Below are 20,037 nucleotides of genomic sequence, written 5' to 3'. Positions count from 1 at the left end.
GCGGGAATCGTATCGTGAATCGAGCGAAACATCCAGTGCGGGGAAAAGCCGCGAATCGGCGTTCGTCGTTTTGAAGCTTAGTTACCCGGCCCCCACACGGGCATCACCTTGCGTCGGTAAGCATCGCGATACGGCCCGATCTTCTCCAGCGGAATCGGTTCGAATCCCGGTACTCTATCCGCGAGAGCGTTCCAATCGCGGACGCGAAAGTCGCCGTTCTCTCCGTCGACGAACAAGGGATCGTCGGCCGTCGTCGCGTAGTTCCGTTCTTCGATGTGCGTCTCGCGGGAATACGGTTCGTCAAACAGCTTCTTCAAGTGAGGGTAGCGCGTACTGAACGGCGGTTTTCGGATGTCCACCTCGTGGAAGAGCCGTCGCTGCATGTTCTCGTCGGCCAGGAACGCGTCCCACCGCTCTTGGTCCCACAGTTGATACGTCACCGTCCGATCGCAGTCGATCACGATGTTTCCGGCAAAGGTATTGTATAACCCGCCATGGTATTTGACGGCCCCGTTGCGCCCGGTCCGGTAGAAGACATTTCCTACGACGATTTGCCCGCTGTCGCCGTCGTCGAAAAAGATCGCCGAATTGCCGTAACTCTTTTCGTGGGTGCTCGCCGTGTGGTGGAAATAGTTGTAACGGAACACGTTGCCCGCGTCGGAGGGATTCCGCCCCATGTAGATCGCTCCCTGATCCGACATATCACCCACGACATGATGAATGTGATTGAACTCGATCAGGTGATCGTTTCCCGCCATTGTGATCGCCTGCCCGGGACAATCGTGCAAATGATTGTGACGCACAACATTACCCACACCACTGACGGCCACGCAGGGGCGATAGTTGCGATACCATCGGTTCACGTGATGAATCTCGCAGTTTTCAACGCAATTTTCTCCCGGCACGAGACGCGGCCGATCGCCCCCGCTGATGCGTACCCCTCCGGCACCGGTTTGGTACACGTCGCACGAACGCACACGACAGCGTGTCCCGACCATCGAGATGCCCATCAACCCCAGGTTTCGTAACGTGCACCCGACGACTTCGACGTCCTCGACATCGTCGAACCGCATACCGTTTCCACGGGCATACTCGAACACGATTCCATCGAACCGCACATGTGCAATCCCTTTCGCTTCGATGAACGGCTCGTCCAAGAGCGAAATCCAGATCGCGGCTTCGTCGAGCCGTCCCGGGGGCAAAAGGTACACGCGCCCGCGCTTACGATCGATGTAGTATTCACCGGGCAGGTCGATTTCTTCCAGCAGGTTGACCGCTCGCCACACCCACAAATTGGGCTGGCGACCGCCGCCGAACCCGTACAAGTGCGGACCGTCGGTGGTGAAGGTGCCCTGTTCGGTATCGATGCGGGCAATGCCGACGGTGTCTTCGGCGTATCCCCACGCAAAGAACCCCTGGACAAAAAGGTCTTCTGCTTGCACCCATCGCTCGGCGCGCGGAGTGACGTACCGAAACACGCCGGGCCGGTTGTCGGTCTCCCCTCGCCGCGGCACGCTGCCTTTGTCCAAGACTTCACCCAAGGGAATCCACGGTTCCCCGGGATTCGGCCACACGGCGATTTGCATCGGCTTGCCGTCGATGAACAATTCCGGCGGCGCAGGAAACGTCGGACGTCCAAAGCCACGAGGGCCGAAGCGGCCCAAGTCGTCGATACCGAGCTTGTGTAAATCGGCATACACCACGCGGTCGCGGGCGTTCTCGGGCAACCGCGCCACTACCGACTCGTCGCTTACCGAAAGAAACACCGCCGCATCGAGGCGACGTCCTCCGTCGAGGATCACCGTTTCGCCCGGCACGGCCTTGTAGATGATGGGCGCGTCGGGCCGGCCGGAATCATTTGCCGTCAATTCGAATGCATGTGTCCGCACATACCGTCCGCCGTGCAACCATACGACGGCACCGTTTCGAGGTTTGAGTTCCCGCAAGAGATCGCGGGCAGCCTCCAGGCTCGCCAACGGTGCTTCGGCCGTACCCGCGGCATGATCGTCGCCGTCGACGGCCACGTGAATTTGCAGCGTCCCTTGTTCTCCCTGAGCCACCGGAGACGACGCGATCCCGATCGACATCACGACACAACACACGATTCCCCCAAAGCTTCCTACGCGGAACGACACGGCACTCCTCCTCTTCAAGGCGGGATACAAAACGGTGGGAGTCTGCGGGGGGACGCGGCGATTCAGCCGCCGAATCGCCGGAAGGTATCACGTGTCCGGCATTCTGGCTTGAACACAGAGGCTACTCAAGACGTCACCAACAAAGCTCGATCGATTTGCCGGATTCTCGACAGATGCCGCCCTCGATTGCCTCGTAGAATTGTCGACATCACCGACAAAACGATCGCGCAAAAAAAGAGTCCCGACGAACCTTCCGCAAGGAAAGTCCGCCGGGAACAAACCAGCGCGGGCTGGTGGTGTCCCATGCTTATCGTTCGGTACGAAACCGACTATCTCCATCAACCCCGTCGAGGGGCGATCGGTTTCGCAAAAATCTCCCGCAAATCATCCGCGCTTGACGGGCGGTCCGTGCCGTTTTTGCGGGTGAGCAGGACGACCGTGCGTCCCCTTCGGCCCGTGATCTCGCGAACCCGGCCGCTTTGCGACCGCTTTGGGGCCCTTCCGCGGAGGCGTCGGCCGTTTCGCGGCGGTCTTGGGACACTTGCCCTTCGCCCCGGGGGCCTTGCCCTTGGCGGCGACAGCCGGTCCGTGCCCTTTACCTGCGAAAGGCGGCCGTCCCTTCATATCGGGCCGACCACGCCCCCAGGGCACTCGGCCGGCCATTGGACCACGCGGCGGCCCGAACGGCCGATGCGGCATCCATCCCGGGCCTTGCGGTCCACCCGGGCGACCAAAACCGGGACGGTGTCCGAATTGCGGAGGGGCCCACGGCCCCGGACCGGGCTTCTTGCCCCACTTGCCTTCCGGTGGACCGAACGGTCGCGGCGGACGCGTACCGGCGTCGTCATCCTTTCCACGCGACCACGGCTCGGGCCGATCGCCCTTTGCCTCGGGGCCCATCGGCGGTCGCCGACCGGCAAACAGAGGACGACCGGGTTCCCCATCGCGCGGCCCCATCCCGCGTTCCGGCGGCCCCATCGGAGGCCCGGGACGACGATCGGCTTGCGGTCCCTTCGGACCTTCCGCTCCACCCTCGGGACGTTTCGGCGGACCACCGGAACCACCGCGTTCGGCTGCCAGGCGACGCACCAAACCGCCGAATTCCTGCGGATCCAGTTTCTTGTCACCGTTCTGATCCGCCTTGGCCAAAAGCTCCTTCGCCGCCTGTTTCAACCGTTCCGGGATTTCGTCCTGTGAAAGGACGCCGTCGCCGTTCTTGTCCAGGTGTTTGAACATCATCGGGGGGGACGGTCGGTCGGGCCGCGGCGGACCGTCCTGAGCTGAAGCGGCTGCGGCATTGCACAGCCCGAAGCCGCACGTCACCGCCAATGCCAACAAGATGCGCAAACGCATACGCCTACCTCCTTCGAAAAGAACCGTACCATCGGTCGACGCCTAGTCGGCGTCGTGAAATCCGAGAAAAGCTTCAGAAGACGCGTCCCTGAACAATCGGCCCACGTGGAGCCCGGTCGCGGAGAGATCGTCACGTGACCCTTCTCTGTCCAATACATCCAACCACCACCGACGGCGGTGGTTTCGCCGGATCATTCGTTTTTTTGTTGCAATCGCGATCGTCTCATCTGGTTAGAGAGCGCTTCACGAGCTCCCGATTCGCCCGGAATCGGAAAAAATCTGCCTATCCGGCGCGAACCGAGAACCAGAACATCCGTACAGTTATCCGGAAAGGTAAGTGCTGAGCATGGAGGCTTCGACGGCAATGTTTGAAACGATCGCTTCGCTATCTGCAACGAAACGGCGAACGCTCACTCCGAACCGGCACTGCCCGCAAGCCATTCGAAACCCGCACCGGCAGCACGGAACACAAAGCCGGAACAGGAGGCGCGAATCACCTCTTGCGGGCAAGCGGGCGGAGCGTCCCCAATCGGATTCACCACGGCCACCGGTTTGCCGTGCAAACCTTGCCCGTCCGGTTTTCAAGCAAGCAACGGGAACAGACGGTGCGTCCGTCAGGGAACCGTCGTTTGATACGACGCGCTGCCGCAACCCTTTTGTGAATTGGCGGTTGCGAAGAGGTCGAATAGACGCATGCAAGCCGTGCCTGCGGGAAAAAGGAGTTCCCGCAAACTTGGGTCGTGTCCATTCATGGGACCACGACTCGCAGCCCGGCATCGGATACGCCTTGAGGCAAAAGACGCAAGCCTGGCAACACAGGCAAATCCACAAAATATCGGCCGGGTACGGATGCTTCGTTCGAGGTGCGGCCTGCACAAAAGGGCTGCTATGGCGACAACTTGCAACTTGGGCTATAGTTACAGTACACGAAGGTGAGTTGTTCCACGACAAGGAAGTCGGCACCGGCGTGCCGAAAAACCTTACCCGATCAGGTTATCGCAACGGTGACGCCGTATAAGGCGGCATCGTCGTTGCGAAGAGTCGGCCCCAGCGAGACGACCGGGCCGGTCCACGGAACGCATCTTTTCGGCAACAACGGCTCCCTTCGTCGCAGAGGAGATTTCATCATGCAGATTTACGGTCCGAACTATTTGCACGGTCCGCAGGGAATCACGGGCCCGCACGCAAATCGACCGACCAAGCCGCAGCCGATCGACGGCAACTCGGCACCGATTCAGGACGAGTTGCAAATCTCGGACACCGCCCAACTGCTGGACAAGGTGAACGAGATTCCCGAAATGCGCATGGAACTCATCGAGCAGATTCGGGCCGAAATCGCCAACGGCACCTACGAAACGCCTGAGAAGCTGGACATCGCCATTGAGAGACTTCTGGACGAGATCGGGTGAGTTCGGAACGGCAACAACCATCTCAGACGACAGATTCCGCCGGTGAGCCGATCGCCCGGCTTGCCGAATACTTGCGTGCTCGCGGGCGACGAATGACCGCCCAGCGACGTCTGATCGTCGAAATGATCTTCAGTCACCACGATCATTTCGACGCCGAAGAACTCATGGAGCACCTGAAGGACTCCATGAAGAAGCGGGAAGTCAGTCGTCCGACCGTCTACCGCACGCTGAACGAACTGGTCGAAGCGGGACTCTTACGAAAGATGATCCTGCGGGGCCGGAGCATCTACGAACACGACTTCGGTTATCCCGAACACGACCACCTCTATTGCAGACGTTGCCATCGCCTGATCGAGTTCCACGACGAGCGTCTAAGCCGACTGCGTAACGAGGTCAGCCGCGCGCACGCGTTCGAATCGGACGGTCACCGGATGCTGATTACCGGCATCTGTGCTGAATGCGCAAGACAGCCGGAACCTCGCCCTCCCGTGTAGTGCATTTTGCATCACGACTCTCGGCTTTGCCGCTTGTCGACAACGCAGCTTCTCGATCCCGCCGAGCTGCAACATGGCCGGTATCGAAGGTCGCCGCGCTCGAGGTCATGAATCCCCATACAAAAACCCGCCTCAGCATGTACGTCCGAGGCGGGTGATTGCCGTTGCAGCGTCTTGGCTCGGCGTTTATTTCGCCAGGGCCGGCTTGAGCAGCCACTTCGCCAAGATGTCGATTTGCTCGTCGGTCAGCATGTTCTTGGCCGGATCTTCCGAGCCCGCGTACGACGGCATTGCATCGTTCGAGTTCCCGTAATACCGCGAATGGGTCGGATCGGCGATGATTCCCTTCAGCCAGGCGACCGAACCGTACCCGGTCAAATCGGGGCCGCCGTCGCCCTCTTCGTAGAATTTGTGGCAATCTATGCAGGTAAAGTCCTCGAAGAGGTACATGGTATCTTCGTCGGGCGGCTCGGGATTGGGGCCTTTCTTCGCCTCGGCCGCCAGGGCGGCAATGAGTTCGTCGAACACATCGTCACCGATGTCGTCGATCAACTCGCGCAGGCTCCCTTGCACGAAGTCGACCATGTCTCCCTCGGCGAACGCCGTATTCCCGAAGTATTTCGGCCCGTCGATTTGTTTTCGATCCAGAAAGCCGCGAATCCAGTCTTCGGTAGCAAACCCACCCAAGTCGGGGGCCACAGGATGCGCAGGCATGATGTCGCCGTCAGCCGTCCCCGTGTGGGGATGGCATACGGCACAACCGGCGGTCTCGAACAACCAACGTCCTTGCTCTTCCGGGGCCTCGGGCATAGGGGGCACCTCGACCTTGCGGCCTTCCCATTCTCCCAAAGCCAGTAAGGCAGGCTTCACCGAGGAAGAAGGCGTTTCTTCCGTCGCTTCCTGCTCGGCAGGTTCGTACCAATCGCCGCGGAGCCAATCGGCCAGCACGGCGACCTGACCGACCGACAATCGGTTCTTTTCGGGTGCGGCAGGGTCTTCGACGTAGACGGGCATCCGATCATTCCGAGCGGAATAGAACGCCGAGTGAGCCGGATCGGCAATCATGCCGAGCAACCATTCCCGCGAACCGTAACCCGTCAGATCCGGTGCAGCCCCCACCGGCCCGTTCCCGCGGTAGCGATGGCAGCGGGCACATTCCGGACCGGCGATCAGCTCGCGGCCGCGGGCGACGAGGGTTTCGTCCAACGGTTCCTTCGACAGCCCTGCCTCGGCGACCAACGCTTCGATGATGGCATCCTGATCTTCTTCGGGCACGTCGCCGAACTTGTCTTGTACGTAGCGAACCATCATGCCGGTCGCAAACTTCGTGTTGCCGAAGTAGCGATCCGAAGCGATGTGTTCGGGATCGAACAACTTCTCGATCCATGCTCGCGTGCCGAAGCCGTACAGGTCGGGAGCGCTCGGATTGTCGCTGGTCATCGCTTGCGATTCATCCTCGGGCGTCCAGTTGTGGCAACTGACGCACTGCTGATCGTACAGCTTCGGACCTTGCAATTTCGGATCGCGTTTGAGCATCGCCAGAGCGCCGTCGGGCGCAATGCCCTGCCTGCCCTGAATGAGTTCCACGATTCGTTCGGCCTGAGCTTCCTCGGCCGCGACCGAGGCATAGTAATCTTCGTCGTGCCAATCGTGGCTCCAGGCCACATATGAGTAATACGCCAACCCGACGAGCACGACGAGATACACCGCCAAATTGAACAAATACCCCACCAGGTCAAGTCGTCCCACGAACGGCATCAGCAGGAACAAGACCATCACGATCGAGGGAATCACGAAGATCGGCAAGATCTTCAGCTCGCCGGGGAACGCGTTCGAGAAACCGTATAGGCCCCGGAACGACCATTCGGGACGCGCACCCGCGTAGAAGTTAGCCGGATTGCGATCTGCCGGAGACCCCAGATCGGCCCCCAAATGCATCGCGGGTTGTTCCAAGACCGACTTGTCTTTCGCCGCGGGCGCGAAGACAAACCCCAACACGACGGCGCAGGTCACAATACAAGCCGCGCCGTGCAACACCGGGTGAAATCCCTTGCGTCGACGCGTCTCGGGATACGCTGTTCGCGGCACGGCAGCCAGCCGCGAGGTCCACGCGTGCAAAAGGAAGAGGGCGATCAGACCGCCCGCAAACACGGCCACGTGCAACGCGAAGAATCGTGTCAGCGTCGCCGAGCCCATCTGCGGACCGCCGGCGGCGATGCGGAACAGTTCGTCCCCTACTTCAGGCAACAGATTGAGAAAGCTCACGCGGGTTTTCGTCGCCGCGTAGGCCTCTTGGTCCCACGCCAACAAATCGCCCGTCAGACACGCTCCCAAGGCAAACAGGCCCAAGAACAGTGCGGTCCAATAGACGAATTCGCGCGGCGCCCGCACGAGGCCGCGAATGATCAACCATGTGACGTAAAGCCCCAACCATCCGACCAGCACCTGAGCGGCCCAGTAATGGATTCCGCGCACGAGCCAGCCCAACGGTACCTCGTATTGAATGAAGTAGACGCTCTCCCACGCCGTTTGAGCACTAGGGCTGTAATAGGCCCACAAGACGAATCCGGTAATCGCCTGTCCGCACAGCAAGAATGCCGTCACCGACATTCCGAGCGTCCACCAGGCACCACGCGGCCCCGTCGATTCGCAGGCCTCGGAATTGGGACAACACAACCGATCGGCCAACCAAGTTTTCAGAACGTTCATCGATATGATTCCCGACGATAGGTGTTTGCGGTTCGATTGCAAGACTGGAGGAAGACCGGCTCAGGCCACCGGCTTCTTCTCGGCGACCCCGACCTGGAAGTTTTGGAATTCGACCCACACTTCGTTGCCGTTTCGCAATTCGACGGTCAATGTGTCGAGATCCCGCGGACTGGGCGAGACTTCGTCCAATCGCTTGCCCGACAAATCGAAGTGGGCTTGGTGGCACGGACAGTAAAACTGTCCGCCTTCAGCCGACTGCATGAACTCGACCGAGCAACCGGCGTGCGGACAGATCACCTGATACGCTTCGACCTGATCGCCTTCCACGCGGCGCAGATAGACGGCCCCGACCGGTTCACGTGATCGTACCCAAGCATCGACCTGGTCGAGAACGACCGGGAATTTTCTGGGCGTTCCGTCGGCAGGCAACTCGTCCAAGGTCGTCAACCGCACGAAGGTTCCGCCGCCGCCTTTTCCCAATGCGGGCGAGAAAAAGGCCGCCAACGCCGAAACCCCCGCCGGCACCAAGGCGACCAAACCGAACACCCACGCGACGGCGCAACCCAAGAATCCTCGCCTCGGTTCTCCCGTGCAACAGCAAGTCTTTTCCGGCTTCTTTTTTTCAGTGTTCATTCGCGTTCGTCCCCTATCACGTTCGGCCGCAGATCACTAGTTCGCCAAAAGCCGCTCCAGCTCGTCCGGCAATGTTTCGCTTGTCCTTCGCCTGTTCAACGGTAGCTTGCCGCACACTCGCTGGCTCCCGCTGCCGTCCCATTCTGCCCCGACACGGCAGCTTTTTCAAACGATGGCGGATTCCTACAGCCACAAGCATCAGGAATGACGGCATGAGCGCGTACCGGTATTTCGCCCGGTATCGGTCGCACCAGAACCTTCCCCCCATTGGAGGACCCATTGGGGTACGAAGGTATCAACCGTTTCGCTAAGAATGCATCATCGGAGGGACACACACCGCTCATCGGAGGGCATCAATGGGGCTCCAATATAATTGCGTCGGTGTGTGGTTGGTATTGGGTACGCACGGCGCACCGAATCGTTCGCACGCAGCCCCGAAATCGGTGGCGGTCATCAACGTCGGCAAGCCACCACCCGATTGGGTTATTCTTGCATCGCGGCACGCACGGCGTCAAGCACATTTCGTTGGGCATCGTCCAACGGCCCCGGAACAGTCGCACCGGCGGCAGCCTTGTGCCCCCCACCTCCGAATCGCGCCGCCACTTTGCTGCAATCGAGACTCGTGCGGCTTCGGAAGCTCACTTTGAACTCACCGGAGGGCTGCTCGATCAAGATAACGGCAACTTTCGTTCCGCCCACCGACAGGGTCGTGTTGATGATGTCTTCACTGTCGGAAGGCACGGCGCCGCACTCTTCGAAGTCGGCGCGGGTGAGGTACGTGTGAATCAAACGCCCGTCTTCTTCCACGCATGCACGCTGCATGGCACATCCGGCCAACCGGAAACGAGGCAATCGCTCGTTCTCGTACAAATCCCGATAGAGCCGGTCGGGAGCTGCACCGCAGTCGATCAGGTACGAAGCAACGCGATACGTGTCACCGGTCACGGACGAAAAGCGGAACCACCCGGTATCGGTGGCGACCGCCGACAACAGCGCCGTCGCCATCGCCGGCGTCGGTTGCATGCCCGCGGCTGCAACCAATTCGGTAATCAACCGCCCCGTGGCTTCGGCCTCGGTGTTCTTGAACAGCTCGGCGCCCAAATCGTCGGCGCTCACGTGATGATCGATCACCAACTTCTTGCCGCCGAAACTGCGAATGCGATCCCCCATCGCCCCCAATTGAGCCCACGCCGTGGTGTCGAGCACGATCAGCACTTCGGCGGCCTCGAGCGTCTCTTGCGTGCCCGGTTCGCCGATCTTCCGCAGTCGTCCTCCGTCTTCGAGAAACGCCAAGTGGGGCGGCATGTGAAAGTCGTTGATACAGGCAACATCTTTTCCCATCGACTCCAACAACATCGCCATGCCCAACTGACTGCCGATCGCGTCACAGTCGGGGCGGATGTGGGTCACCAAGACAAAACGCTCATGATCCCGCAAGATTCCCAACAGCCGCTCCCAATCGATTGCGCTGGGATTGCGAAGCGTCAATTCCGCCGTTTGAGTATTGGTCGACTCCGCCAAGGTGTTTCCCTTTCCTGCAATTCACGGACTCTCCGCGTGCGGCAGGAGTGATCAGCCGCTCGCAATCACCGCATTTATTCTCAGCCGGCGTCCGAGGCCGCCTTGCCGGCTCCAAACAATTCATCGAAGAGGCACGCCGTCGCGGCGACATCCTCTTGCATTTGCGAAAGCAACGATTCGACCGAGTCGTGTTTTTCGACGTCGCGCAATCGCTCCAAGAATTCCACTTCAAGCCATTGATCGTACAAGTCACCCTCGAAGTCCAAGATGAAGACTTCGAACTTCACCGAGTATTCATCGAAGGTCGGATTACCTCCCAAACTGACGGCCGCCGGTAATCGACAACCTTCGACCCACGCCGCGCCGGCGTAGATGCCTTCGCGCGGCAAGATCGTGCGCACTCGTTGCAGATTGGCCGTCGGATAGCCCAGCGTGCGCCCCCGAGCCGCCCCGTGAACGACCAAACCACATGTTCGAAACGGACGCCCCAACAACCGCCCGGCGTCGGCAACGGCACCTTCGGTAATGAGCTGCCGAATTCGGGAGCTGGACACCGGCTTGCCGTCGACTTCGACGGCGGGCACGTCTTCCACTACGATACCGTGCGGTGCGGCCAGTGCTCGTAGCGTTTCCACATCACCTTCACGACCACGGCCGAACCGAAAATCGGCGCCTTCCACGATGCCCTTCACACCCAAGCGATCGAGAAGGACCGCCCGAAAAAAGTCTTCGGCCGAGCGATTCAACAACGTCATGTCGGCGGGCAAGACCAGCACGGCATCGATGCCCGTTTCCGCCAAGAGATCAAACTTGAATTCGGTCCATGTGAGGGGCCGAATCGGTTCGTTCGGACGCAGAACGGCGGCCGGATGCGGGTCGAACGTCACGCCAACGGCCGGTCCGCCCAGCCGATCGGCCACTTGCCGCGTTCGTGCCAACAGCGCGCGGTGGCCGCGATGCACACCGTCGAAATTGCCGATCGTCACCACGCCGTGGCGAATGCTCGGATCGACCTCCGAATTTCCCGCTCGCACGATTCTCACGCAGCACCTCGTGAATTCGACTCGGCTTCGACATCGCCCTTATCCCCAGTGTCGGGGCGGCCGAACGCCTCTCTCCCGCACACGATAGGGTCCGATGTCCGAAGAGTTACATTATAGTCACCGATCGAATTCGGAGAACCGCCGGAGCAATCGCCGCATTCCGCAAAACGACCGTTGCAGCCGCGAATCTCAACCGCAGAAACCGGTGTGAGATCGTCTGTGAAGGAACTATTGCGTTACTTTGCTCAGCCGCCGGATCTCGTCCCGAATCTTAGCGGCTTCCTCGAAGCGCTCTTCGTGGACGGCGCGTTGGAGACGCCGCTGGAGCAACGGCAGGCGATCCTCGACCGGCCCTTCGACGGGATCGAGTTGATCCAGCGACTCGAGAAGCTCATCGCGCCACTTCTTCAGATGAACGAGCTCGGGGTACTCATCCTCTTTGGTGAGCAAGTCGTAATCTTCGAGAAATTCCCGAATTCGATCGATCCCTTCCTCGATGGCCTCGATCGCCTGGGCAATCCGCTGCTTTTCGACCAGCGGCTTGGCCACTGCCCTCGCGTGCATCATCGCCGCATACGGGCGCCACTGATCGAACTGCGCAATGTTCTCTTCGCTGACGGCATAGGTGCGCACAAAACGGAAAAGCTGGTAATTCCGCTCCGTATCACGGGCGCACGCTTCGTACCGCTCGAGATGCCACAGGCTCAGATACCGGTGGTAATATTGAACCGCTTCGCGCCACAGTCGCGAGCAGGCTTCGTCGTCGAGTACGAAGGGCGGGCCGTCGGGATTCGCGACCTCGTGCTCTTCGCGACGCGCTTGGTAATAGTCGAACCACGACGGATAACCGCACGGCGTCTCGCCGTCGGGACGACCGTCCATCTCCATTTGCAGCAGGCCCAAGTCGAGACGCAGCTGGACCTTTTCTTTTCCATCGTCTCCTTGAATGATGCGAACGCTCAGCTTGTCGGGATCGAAATCCCAACCGGCAATGATCTTGCTAATGTCGTCCGACATCGAGTCCGACGCTCCTCGTGCTCAACCCGCGTGCTGTCGCCCCTGATACGATCCCCCGTCCAACAAAAGGGCGAAGATTTCGGCCGGCGCGTGCACACCAACCAACTAGTTTCGATTGTACTTACCCTGCGATCCGTTCACAGGGACGGACGACGGCGTTTTCCTGAAATTTCACAGATTATTTACGAGCATTCGCCGCAAACACGGAGAAAACCGGCAATCGCGTCAAAAAACAAAATCCGAGAGGAGTTCTTCAACCGGTATGGGACGCGCATGTGAGCGCGCAGAATCGCCCCATTCGACCGCGTATGCCCGCCGAAAGCAAGCCGAGATCACTCGACCTCGCGAATGAGCGGTTCCATGACCTTCGTGTTGCGCTCGACCGCCAAGACGATCGTACGTTCGAGCAAGCCGTCGCCGGTTTGCGCAACGATCGGCAACACATGGCGTCGGTCGGCCAGGTGAAATCGTACCGAGAAGGTCCCGTCCGACTCCAACTCGACCGGTTCCCCTTTGATAGTTACCCGTGAGTCAGGAGCGACACGACCGCTGACCACCAATTCGGCATCGACCTCAAAGGGAAATTCGAGTTCCCCCAATTCTTCATCGGTGGCCAGACCGACGGGGCCCAAGATGGGTTTCGTCATGGGCCGTTTGAGACGCCGTTCGAAGATTTCCCGTAGGCGTTCTTGTTCGTGCGGTGAATCGCTCCGGCTGAGAGCGTAAATCCGCTCGTAGTCTTCGGCGACGCCTTCCCAGTTCAAATCGGCCGACTGCGTCGAGCCGGTTTGCGGAGTGGTCACGACATTGCTTCGTGCCAGCGAGAAAAATCGCGCCCCGGGAACGAGATACCCGATATCCACCTGGAACGACTGCGGAGGATCGTCAACGTTCAGGTACCAGTTGTTGACGCGTCCGTGAATTTCGATGTCTTGAACAAGTTCTCGTTCGTGGCTGCTGGCGGCATCATGAATGACTTTCCACAACCGCAAGACAGGCTTGGCGATATGCCAATGCTGCCCCAACGCAACCCGAGCCCGGTTGACCGATTGTTGGGTGATCTCCCAATATGCCTGCAACCAATACGAATCACGAACGATCAGGGCGATCCGGTCTTCCCCGGCCGGCTGCTGCTCATCGACATCGGTGGCAAGGTCTTTCGCCTCTCGCAGCCTTGCCCACAACTCACGCAATTCGCGAGTCGACCCCTCGTCGCTATTCTTGCGTTTCGACTTGCTTCGCCCGTTCGATCCCTTGGTTGCCGCCTTCGATTTCTCCACCTTCTTGGCGACTGCTTTGGCACTCTTGGTCGCCGATCGTTTCGCGGCCTTGCCGTTCTTACCGTTTGCCGTAACTTGCCCGTTTTTTCGACTGCGGCCGTTGCGCGACGATTTCGAGGCTCCACTTCCTTTTTGTCGTTTAGAAACCTTGACCAGCGCCTCGATCAGCTCCTGCTTTCGCATGGCATGCCAGCCCGGAATTCCGTGGGCCTTTGCCATTTCGGCAAGGTCTTTCACGGTGTGCAACTTCAATTTCGACGCGGTTGTCACGGGCAAAACCTCCGATGGACCGCTTCACGATTCAGTTGTCGGGGGTAGGCGATCGGTGGTAAACGACGGGGCGGGTCTTGAAACCCGACATCTCCGCTCGCACACACTTACAAACCCGCACGAATTTGGGGCCGGATGCCGCCGATTCGCGGGGAGCATGCAGCCTGCACACGCGCCTCTTGCTCTGTCTCCGGAGACCATCACAGGACGCAGCGTCCGTTGCGAACGAACAGTTCACGAGATCTCCTAGGTGGCCGGGTAGGCGGGACCACCATACATCCATCTCGCGGCGGCGTTACTTAGTCGGTAGGCCTCGTTGCTCAAAAAACCGCGAAACAACTGTTCGACTGTGACGAATGCGACAAAGACTCGCTGGCCACAGTTTCGCCCTTGTCGCTGAAGCTGTGGGACATCACTTGATTCCGATTTTAACGCGCCCGAACAGCCTACGCAACGATCGACCACCATTTCCCGCAAACGGCCGCACGCACACCGAAACACATAACACCTTTTCATTCAAAGAGTTACGTCGATTTACCACTCATCTTTACTACCTTGCAATACCTTCCCGACCCGCACTGCCCCCCGACACAGAGGGAGGCTCCCATCCCTTGGCAAATCACGCCCAGACTTGACCGTCAATCGATCCCCCCAGACGAACCAGCAAGGTTGAGGGAGATAGCAAAACCGCACCGCCCTGTTCCACTCAGGTTTTTCGATCCGTGGACAACGTGGCGTAACAGACGCCTGGACACGACTCGCGAAACCCCGATAATCAACGCGCCGCTAGAGATGTCGATCGACCAGCACAAACGACAAGACAACAAATGCGTTTGTTCTGTTTTTGACAATCATCACGTTTCGAGATGTCGTGCGCATGATCCCGCGACGGAACAGCGAAGACGATCGCGCCGCTTGGGCCCAAGGCTGGTCGATCGCTTACACGATCGTCGGTATCGGGTTGGAAACGGCGTTGCCGGCCCTGCTCGGGGCGTGGTTGGACCGCCGTTGGGACACCGGTCCCTGGTTGCTGCTGGCGGGCGTGGCGATCGGATTACTTGTCGGTGGTAGCTCCCTTATTTCGTTCGCCGTGCGTCAGCAGAAAGCGACCGCCCGACACACGTCGCCGGTCGGCCCCCACCACACGAATTCGACGGCCGAAAACGACACGGAGCCTGGCCCGTCAGACCGCAAACCGCCATCCGGATGAACCTTCCCCCGCGATCCGGCGTATTCCTCGACGAACGAACCAGAAATGATCGTGCGGAAATTGCGGACAATACGGCGCAACCTGCGCGACGGAGGGGTTGTTTCGGCAGCGAAATGGCTTCTCTTGTTCATTTGCGCGGTATACGTTTTGATAGTCCCGCCAATTTCCCGCCTTACGCAGTCCCTCGATTTTTCCCACCTGTCGGCGGCATGGGCGGCTGGTGCCGTGTACTTGGGTGGAGTGTCCGCATTCGTTTTGTTCGGGCGTCTCCAGACCACGCATGCGGCCCCCTATGCGGCAGTCGCCGCGATGATTCCGCGGTTTACGGTTCCTTTTGCCGTATTGGGAGTAGGGCGCTGGATCCTTGGGGACCTAGTCGCCCTGGGTACATTGGTGTATCTTTTGGTTTTCTACGTGATCGCCCTCGTATTCGAGGTGGCCGTGATGCTGCCCGACGGCGAACGATCACGTCAAAATTGAGACAAGCCACCGCTGCTTTGCACATGGATTTCCCAACAGCGGAGCGCAAGCATGCTGGATATCAAGTCGGCCGGCGAACACGTCAAGGATGCTCACGGGTTTCATCTCCCGTTCGGCTACCACGTGGAGCTGCCTCGGTTCGTCTTCGATCTGCCGGTCTTGGGGCACGTGGAATTCCAGTTGACCAAGTTCATGGTCTTGGAACTGGTCGCCGCGGTGCTGATGATCGTGATTTTCATCCCGCTGGCCCAGCGTTTGCGAGGTGGAAAACCGCCGCGAGGCAAACTGGCCAATTTCTTCGAAGCGGTCTTGCTGTATTTCCGCGATCAGGTTGCGCGACCGGCCATTGGTTCGCATCACGCCGATCGATTCCTGCCGTTTTTGTGGACGACGTTTTTCTTCCTCTTGTTTTGCAATCTGCTCGGTGCCGTTCCTTGGGCCGGATCGGCGACCGCTGCCTTGTCGGTCACCGCGGCCATGGCGCTGATTACGTTCCTGGTGGTGATCGGGTCGGGCATGGCCGAATTCGGGATCACCGGTTTTTGGCTCGGCCTGGTGCCGAAGATGGATCTGCCGCCGTTGTTGGCGGTTTTCCTGAAACCGATGCTCTGGGGCATCGAAGTCGCCGGTTTGTTGATCAAACATGCTGTGTTGGCTGTGCGTTTGATGGCCAACATGTTCGCCGGTCACTTGGTATTGGCCGTCATATTGGGTTTCATCGCCGCGATCCCCTTGCGGATGTTCCTGCTGTGGTTCGGCGTGACCGTCTTCAGCATCGGCCTGCAAGTGGCATTGAACATGCTTGAATTGTTCGTGGCATTCCTTCAGGCGTACATTTTTACGTTCCTTGCGGCGTTGTTCATCGGCATGGCGGTACATCAGCACTAGCCCGCAAGGATTGCCGATTCGTCGACGGTTTCGAGAACGAATCGGTACGACAAGTGAAACGATCGGGAACGCTCGGCCCTTTTCCGGGCAAAAACGTTCGAATTGGTTCGACAAGGATAAGGAGTACGAATCCGTGAACAAGTTGCTGCAGATCGCGATCTTGGTGTTTGCGGTCCTCGCGATGGCCGCTCCCGTGTTCGCCGAAGAGGCCACGCCTGCTGCCGACGAAGGTCAACCCGCTGCCGCCGAGCAACAAGACACCGCTCCGCCCTGGACGCTGATCTCGCTGTCGGGTGCGTTCGGCGCCGGCTTGGTGATCATCGGTGCCGGCCTGGGCATCGGCAAGATCGGTTCGCAGGCCGTCGACGCAATGGCGCGACAGCCGGAGGTGGCCGGAAACATCCAAACCGCCATGATCATTTCGGCGGCCTTGATCGAAGGTGTGACGTTCTTCGCGTTGATCGTGTGTTTGCTTGCCTACATTTTCTAGGCGGGAGGATCACGCGATCGGCACGGCGGCGAGGAACGGCAACGTTTCCCCGCCGAACGGCTTCGTATCTCCTGTCGATACACGTTCTGCCGTTCTCACACGAAGGCTTGTCGGTCTTCGTGTGAGGCGGCGGGAGCGGAACCGGCGGGACGCGAAGTCGACGGTTCGCCACGATCTCAAGACAAAAGGCTTGATGCAATGCTTCGGCGGATACTGATCCTGGCAACGATTTCGGTAAGTTTGGCTTGTGCGTGGGCGGCTACACCGACTCCGGTACGAGCCGAAGGTCCGGCAGCCGCGCACGAATCGGCTGCGCACGGCGAAGAGTCCGGCGATATCGGCAGCGCTTTGAATCCGCTCGAGTGGAGCACCGACTTGGCCTTGTGGACGGCGGTCGTCTTTCTGCTCGTGCTGGTGGTGTTGCGGGTGTTCGCTTGGAAACCGATCGCCGAAGCACTCGAGGCACGTGAAAAACACGTCCGTAACGAAATCGAATCGGCCGAAAAGGCCAACCAAGAGGCCAAAGAGCTGCTCGAGCAATACCGCAAGAAATTGACCGATGCGGAAAACGAAGTCCGCAACATGCTCGAACAAGCGAAACAAAGTGCCGATGAAACGGCCCGCCAAATCGTCGAAAAGGCTCGCCAGGAAGCCGAGGCCGAGCATCAACGCAAGCTCGCCGAAATCGAACAAGCGGCCGATCAGGCGGTCAAAGAGGTCGCCCAACGGGCGGGTGCCTTGGCCGTCGAACTGGCCGGGAAAATCATCCAGGCACGTCTCGATCCCGCAGCCGATGCCGGCTTGATCGAGAAAGCCGTCAACAACTTAGGAAACACCGCCGGCAACGGGAAGAAATGATCCCTGCCCGTCGGTTGTGCTTCGAATGTGGCATCGTCTTTCAACGAGAACCGTGAGATGAGCGACGAACTCCAGGCCCGCGACGCCCAATTTGCGGCAGAATGGGACGCCGACGTCAACGCCGAGCAGATCGCCGAGGTTTACGCCGAAGCCTTCTTGAACGCGGCGCAAAACGTCGGTGACGTCGCCTCGTGCCTGGAAGAACTCGAATCGCTCGTGACCGACGTTCTCGACGTGTTCCCCGACTTCGAAGCCGTGCTGGCCTCGGGCGTCGTTCCCCATCACGAAAAGGAAGGCATCATCGAGCGAACGCTCGGCGGTCGGGCAACACCCGTGTTGCTCAACTTTCTGATGGTGCTTTCACGGCGGGGACGGCTCGACTGCCTGCGGGCAATCGCCGCCAAGGCGAAGGCCCTGCACGATCAACGTCTGGGACGCGTTCCCGTGCGGGTCACCGCAGCGGAACCGTTGAGCGAAGACTTGCTCGCCAAGATCAAAGCCGGTGTGGCTCCGTTGGTTGCGGGTGAACCGGTACTGGAAGTCGAGGTCGATCCTTCCCTCATCGGCGGCGTGAAGATCCGCGTGGGGGATACCGTGTACGACGCTTCGGTCGCCGCACAATTGGCGGCCGTGCGTAAGCAGATCATCGATAGGAGCGCTCATGAAATTCAAAGCCGACGAGATCGCTTCCGTGATCCAGCAGGAAATTGAGCAGTATCGCTCAAAGATCGACGTCCGGGACGTCGGTCGCGTGCTGGAGGTTGGTGACGGCATCGCCCGCGTGTACGGTCTGTCGGGCGTGATGGCCGGTGAAATGGTCGAGTTCCCCAGCGGCGTCCGGGGTATGGCGCTGAACCTGGAAGAGAACTCGGTCGGCGTGACCATCTTGGGCGACTACTTGACCGTCCACGAAGGCGACGAGGTTCGCAGTACCGGCGAACTGCTCAGCGTTCCGGTCGGAGAAGCGGTATTGGGCCGCGTGATCGACCCGCTGGGCAATCCGCTCGACGGCGGTCCGCCCATCGTGACCAGCGAGCGCCGGCCCGTCGAATGTCCCGCGCCGGGTGTCGCCGAGCGTCAACCCGTCGTCGAGCCGCTGCAAACCGGTATCAAGGCGATCGACTCGATGACGCCCATCGGCCGCGGTCAACGTGAGCTGATCATCGGCGACCGGAAGACCGGGAAGACGGCGATCTGCATCGACACGATCATCAATCAGAAGGGTACCGGCGTCAAATGCTTCTACGTGGCCGTCGGCCAAAAAGAATCGAGCGTGGCGGGTTTGATCGACGCCTTGCGACGCCACGGCGCGATGGAATACACGACGGTCGTCGTGGCCGGAGCGAGTGACCCGGCACCGTTGCAATACATCGCCCCTTACGCCGGTTGTTCGATGGCCGAGTACTTCATGTACAAGGGCGAACACGCGCTGGTCGTGTACGACGACTTGTCGCGTCAGGCCCAAGCCTACCGGCAAATGTCGCTCCTGATGCGACGTCCTCCGGGACGTGAGGCCTACCCCGGCGACATCTTCTACTGCCACAGCCGTTTGCTCGAGCGTGCGGCCAAACTCAGCGACGAATTGGGCGGCGGTTCGCTCACTGCGTTGCCGATCGTCGAAACGCTCGAAGGCGAGGTGTCCGCCTATATTCCGACGAACGTGATCTCGATTACCGACGGTCAGATCTACCTGCAACCCGACTTGTTCTTTGCGGGTCAGCGGCCCGCTATGAACGTCGGTATTTCGGTCTCCCGTGTGGGCGGTAAAGCCCAGATGCCCGCCATGAAAAAGGTGGCCGGCGGCCTGCGGCTCGACTTGGCGGCTTTCCGGGAACTGGAGGCCTTCGCCCAATTGGGAACGGAACTCGACCCGGCCACGCAGGCCCGACTCGACCGCGGTTATCGCATGACCGAGCTGCTCAAGCAGGGGTTGTACGCTCCGATGCACGTGGTCGACCAGGTGATGGTCATTTACGCAGGCACCAAGGGCTATCTCGACAAGATCGAGATTTCGCAGGTGCGCCGCTGGGAAAAGGAATTCCTCGAATACATCCACGCCGAACATCAGGCGTTGTGGGACCGATTGGCCGAAACCAAAGACCTGACTTCGGATCTGGAACAGCAGCTCACTCAAGCGATCGAGGCGTTCCAGGCCAAATTCGTCGAAAAGGACAAATCGGTGGCCGCTTGACCACGGCGGTTGCCCCCTAGCGACCGAACAACATACGCACAATAGGTAATCGGGCT

Annotated in this window: 17 protein-coding genes; 9 read left to right on the top strand and 8 right to left on the bottom strand. The window is 59.8% G+C overall.

What is annotated here, in order from left to right:
- Positions 1-77 precede the first annotated feature (77 nt).
- Together ACYQ2I_RS06310 and ACYQ2I_RS06305 are read right to left on the bottom strand one after the other, a co-directional pair.
- On the bottom strand, positions 78-2,135 hold the full coding sequence (locus tag ACYQ2I_RS06310) for a right-handed parallel beta-helix repeat-containing protein (protein ID WP_460166157.1): 2,058 nt from the start codon (positions 2,133-2,135) through the stop codon (positions 78-80).
- Between the two features lie 384 nt (positions 2,136-2,519).
- Positions 2,520-3,488 carry an EF-hand domain-containing protein gene (locus ACYQ2I_RS06305; protein ID WP_460166156.1) on the bottom strand — a complete coding sequence of 323 codons (969 nt, stop codon included), beginning with the start codon at positions 3,486-3,488 and terminating at the stop codon, positions 2,520-2,522.
- 1,127 nt (positions 3,489-4,615) lie between these two features.
- Between ACYQ2I_RS06305 and ACYQ2I_RS06300 the strand changes: the two genes are divergently transcribed.
- Together ACYQ2I_RS06300 and ACYQ2I_RS06295 are read left to right on the top strand one after the other, a co-directional pair.
- Positions 4,616-4,897, top strand: a complete 282-nt coding sequence (locus ACYQ2I_RS06300; RefSeq protein WP_460166155.1) for a flagellar biosynthesis anti-sigma factor FlgM — start codon at positions 4,616-4,618, stop codon at positions 4,895-4,897.
- Positions 4,894-5,391 carry a Fur family transcriptional regulator gene (locus ACYQ2I_RS06295; RefSeq protein WP_460166154.1) on the top strand — a complete coding sequence of 166 codons (498 nt, stop codon included), beginning with the start codon at positions 4,894-4,896 and terminating at the stop codon, positions 5,389-5,391. Before ACYQ2I_RS06300 ends, ACYQ2I_RS06295 begins: the two co-directional genes overlap by 4 nt.
- A gap of 186 nt (positions 5,392-5,577) precedes the next feature.
- Here ACYQ2I_RS06295 and ACYQ2I_RS06290 read toward each other — a convergent pair whose 3' ends face one another.
- From ACYQ2I_RS06290 to ACYQ2I_RS06265, 6 genes are all read right to left on the bottom strand, one after another.
- Positions 5,578-8,100: a cytochrome b N-terminal domain-containing protein gene (locus tag ACYQ2I_RS06290; protein WP_460166153.1), complete on the bottom strand. Its 2,523-nt coding sequence runs from the start codon at positions 8,098-8,100 to the stop codon at positions 5,578-5,580.
- A gap of 60 nt (positions 8,101-8,160) precedes the next feature.
- Positions 8,161-8,733, bottom strand: coding sequence for a QcrA and Rieske domain-containing protein (locus ACYQ2I_RS06285; RefSeq protein WP_460166152.1), 573 nt, complete (start codon positions 8,731-8,733; stop codon positions 8,161-8,163).
- A 483-nt stretch (positions 8,734-9,216) separates the two neighbouring features.
- Positions 9,217-10,254, bottom strand: coding sequence for a DHH family phosphoesterase (locus ACYQ2I_RS06280; RefSeq protein ID WP_460166151.1), 1,038 nt, complete (start codon positions 10,252-10,254; stop codon positions 9,217-9,219).
- A gap of 80 nt (positions 10,255-10,334) precedes the next feature.
- Positions 10,335-11,297, bottom strand: a complete 963-nt coding sequence (locus ACYQ2I_RS06275) for a bifunctional riboflavin kinase/FAD synthetase (RefSeq protein ID WP_460166150.1) — start codon at positions 11,295-11,297, stop codon at positions 10,335-10,337.
- 228 nt (positions 11,298-11,525) lie between these two features.
- Positions 11,526-12,314 (bottom strand): UvrB/UvrC motif-containing protein, encoded by a 789-nt coding sequence (locus tag ACYQ2I_RS06270; protein ID WP_460166149.1) that lies wholly within the window; start codon positions 12,312-12,314, stop codon positions 11,526-11,528.
- 332 nt (positions 12,315-12,646) lie between these two features.
- A complete protein-coding gene (locus ACYQ2I_RS06265) occupies positions 12,647-13,864 on the bottom strand; it encodes a DUF4912 domain-containing protein (protein ID WP_460166148.1) in 1,218 nt (405 codons plus the stop codon).
- Positions 13,865-14,741: 877 nt separating this feature from the next.
- Between ACYQ2I_RS06265 and ACYQ2I_RS06260 the strand changes: the two genes are divergently transcribed.
- The 7 genes from ACYQ2I_RS06260 to atpA all read left to right on the top strand — a co-directional run bounded on the left by ACYQ2I_RS06260 (position 14,742) and on the right by atpA (position 19,981).
- A complete protein-coding gene (locus tag ACYQ2I_RS06260; protein WP_460166147.1) occupies positions 14,742-15,074 on the top strand; it encodes an AtpZ/AtpI family protein in 333 nt (110 codons plus the stop codon).
- A 240-nt stretch (positions 15,075-15,314) separates the two neighbouring features.
- Positions 15,315-15,554, top strand: a complete 240-nt coding sequence (locus tag ACYQ2I_RS06255; protein ID WP_460166146.1) for a hypothetical protein — start codon at positions 15,315-15,317, stop codon at positions 15,552-15,554.
- Between the two features lie 51 nt (positions 15,555-15,605).
- Positions 15,606-16,442, top strand: coding sequence for a F0F1 ATP synthase subunit A (atpB, locus tag ACYQ2I_RS06250; protein ID WP_460166145.1), 837 nt, complete (start codon positions 15,606-15,608; stop codon positions 16,440-16,442).
- 133 nt (positions 16,443-16,575) lie between these two features.
- Positions 16,576-16,932, top strand: a complete 357-nt coding sequence (gene atpE, locus ACYQ2I_RS06245; protein WP_460166144.1) for an ATP synthase F0 subunit C — start codon at positions 16,576-16,578, stop codon at positions 16,930-16,932.
- Between the two features lie 198 nt (positions 16,933-17,130).
- A complete protein-coding gene (gene atpF, locus ACYQ2I_RS06240; RefSeq protein WP_460166143.1) occupies positions 17,131-17,790 on the top strand; it encodes a F0F1 ATP synthase subunit B in 660 nt (219 codons plus the stop codon).
- Between the two features lie 57 nt (positions 17,791-17,847).
- Positions 17,848-18,501 carry an ATP synthase F1 subunit delta gene (gene atpH / locus ACYQ2I_RS06235; protein ID WP_460166142.1) on the top strand — a complete coding sequence of 218 codons (654 nt, stop codon included), beginning with the start codon at positions 17,848-17,850 and terminating at the stop codon, positions 18,499-18,501.
- Positions 18,452-19,981, top strand: a complete 1,530-nt coding sequence (atpA, locus tag ACYQ2I_RS06230) for a F0F1 ATP synthase subunit alpha (protein WP_460166141.1) — start codon at positions 18,452-18,454, stop codon at positions 19,979-19,981. The genes atpH and atpA overlap by 50 nt, the downstream gene beginning before the upstream one ends.
- Positions 19,982-20,037: the final 56 nt, after the last annotated feature.

The organism is Thermostilla marina, assembly GCF_054657455.1.
Note: the sequence above shows the minus strand (reverse complement) of the source record. Positions and strands in the feature narration are given on the sequence as shown.

Coding starts and splice junctions, on each gene's coding strand:
- atpA (WP_460166141.1), top strand. CDS start 18,452: ATGAAATTCAAAGCCGACGAGATCGCTTCCGTGATCCAGCAGGAAATT.
- atpF (WP_460166143.1), top strand. CDS start 17,131: ATGCTTCGGCGGATACTGATCCTGGCAACGATTTCGGTAAGTTTGGCT.
- atpB (WP_460166145.1), top strand. CDS start 15,606: ATGCTGGATATCAAGTCGGCCGGCGAACACGTCAAGGATGCTCACGGG.
- ACYQ2I_RS06300 (WP_460166155.1), top strand. CDS start 4,616: ATGCAGATTTACGGTCCGAACTATTTGCACGGTCCGCAGGGAATCACG.
- ACYQ2I_RS06305 (WP_460166156.1), bottom strand. CDS start 3,488: ATGCGTTTGCGCATCTTGTTGGCATTGGCGGTGACGTGCGGCTTCGGG.
- atpH (WP_460166142.1), top strand. CDS start 17,848: ATGAGCGACGAACTCCAGGCCCGCGACGCCCAATTTGCGGCAGAATGG.
- ACYQ2I_RS06270 (WP_460166149.1), bottom strand. CDS start 12,314: ATGTCGGACGACATTAGCAAGATCATTGCCGGTTGGGATTTCGATCCC.
- ACYQ2I_RS06290 (WP_460166153.1), bottom strand. CDS start 8,100: ATGAACGTTCTGAAAACTTGGTTGGCCGATCGGTTGTGTTGTCCCAAT.
- ACYQ2I_RS06285 (WP_460166152.1), bottom strand. CDS start 8,733: ATGAACACTGAAAAAAAGAAGCCGGAAAAGACTTGCTGTTGCACGGGA.
- ACYQ2I_RS06260 (WP_460166147.1), top strand. CDS start 14,742: ATGATCCCGCGACGGAACAGCGAAGACGATCGCGCCGCTTGGGCCCAA.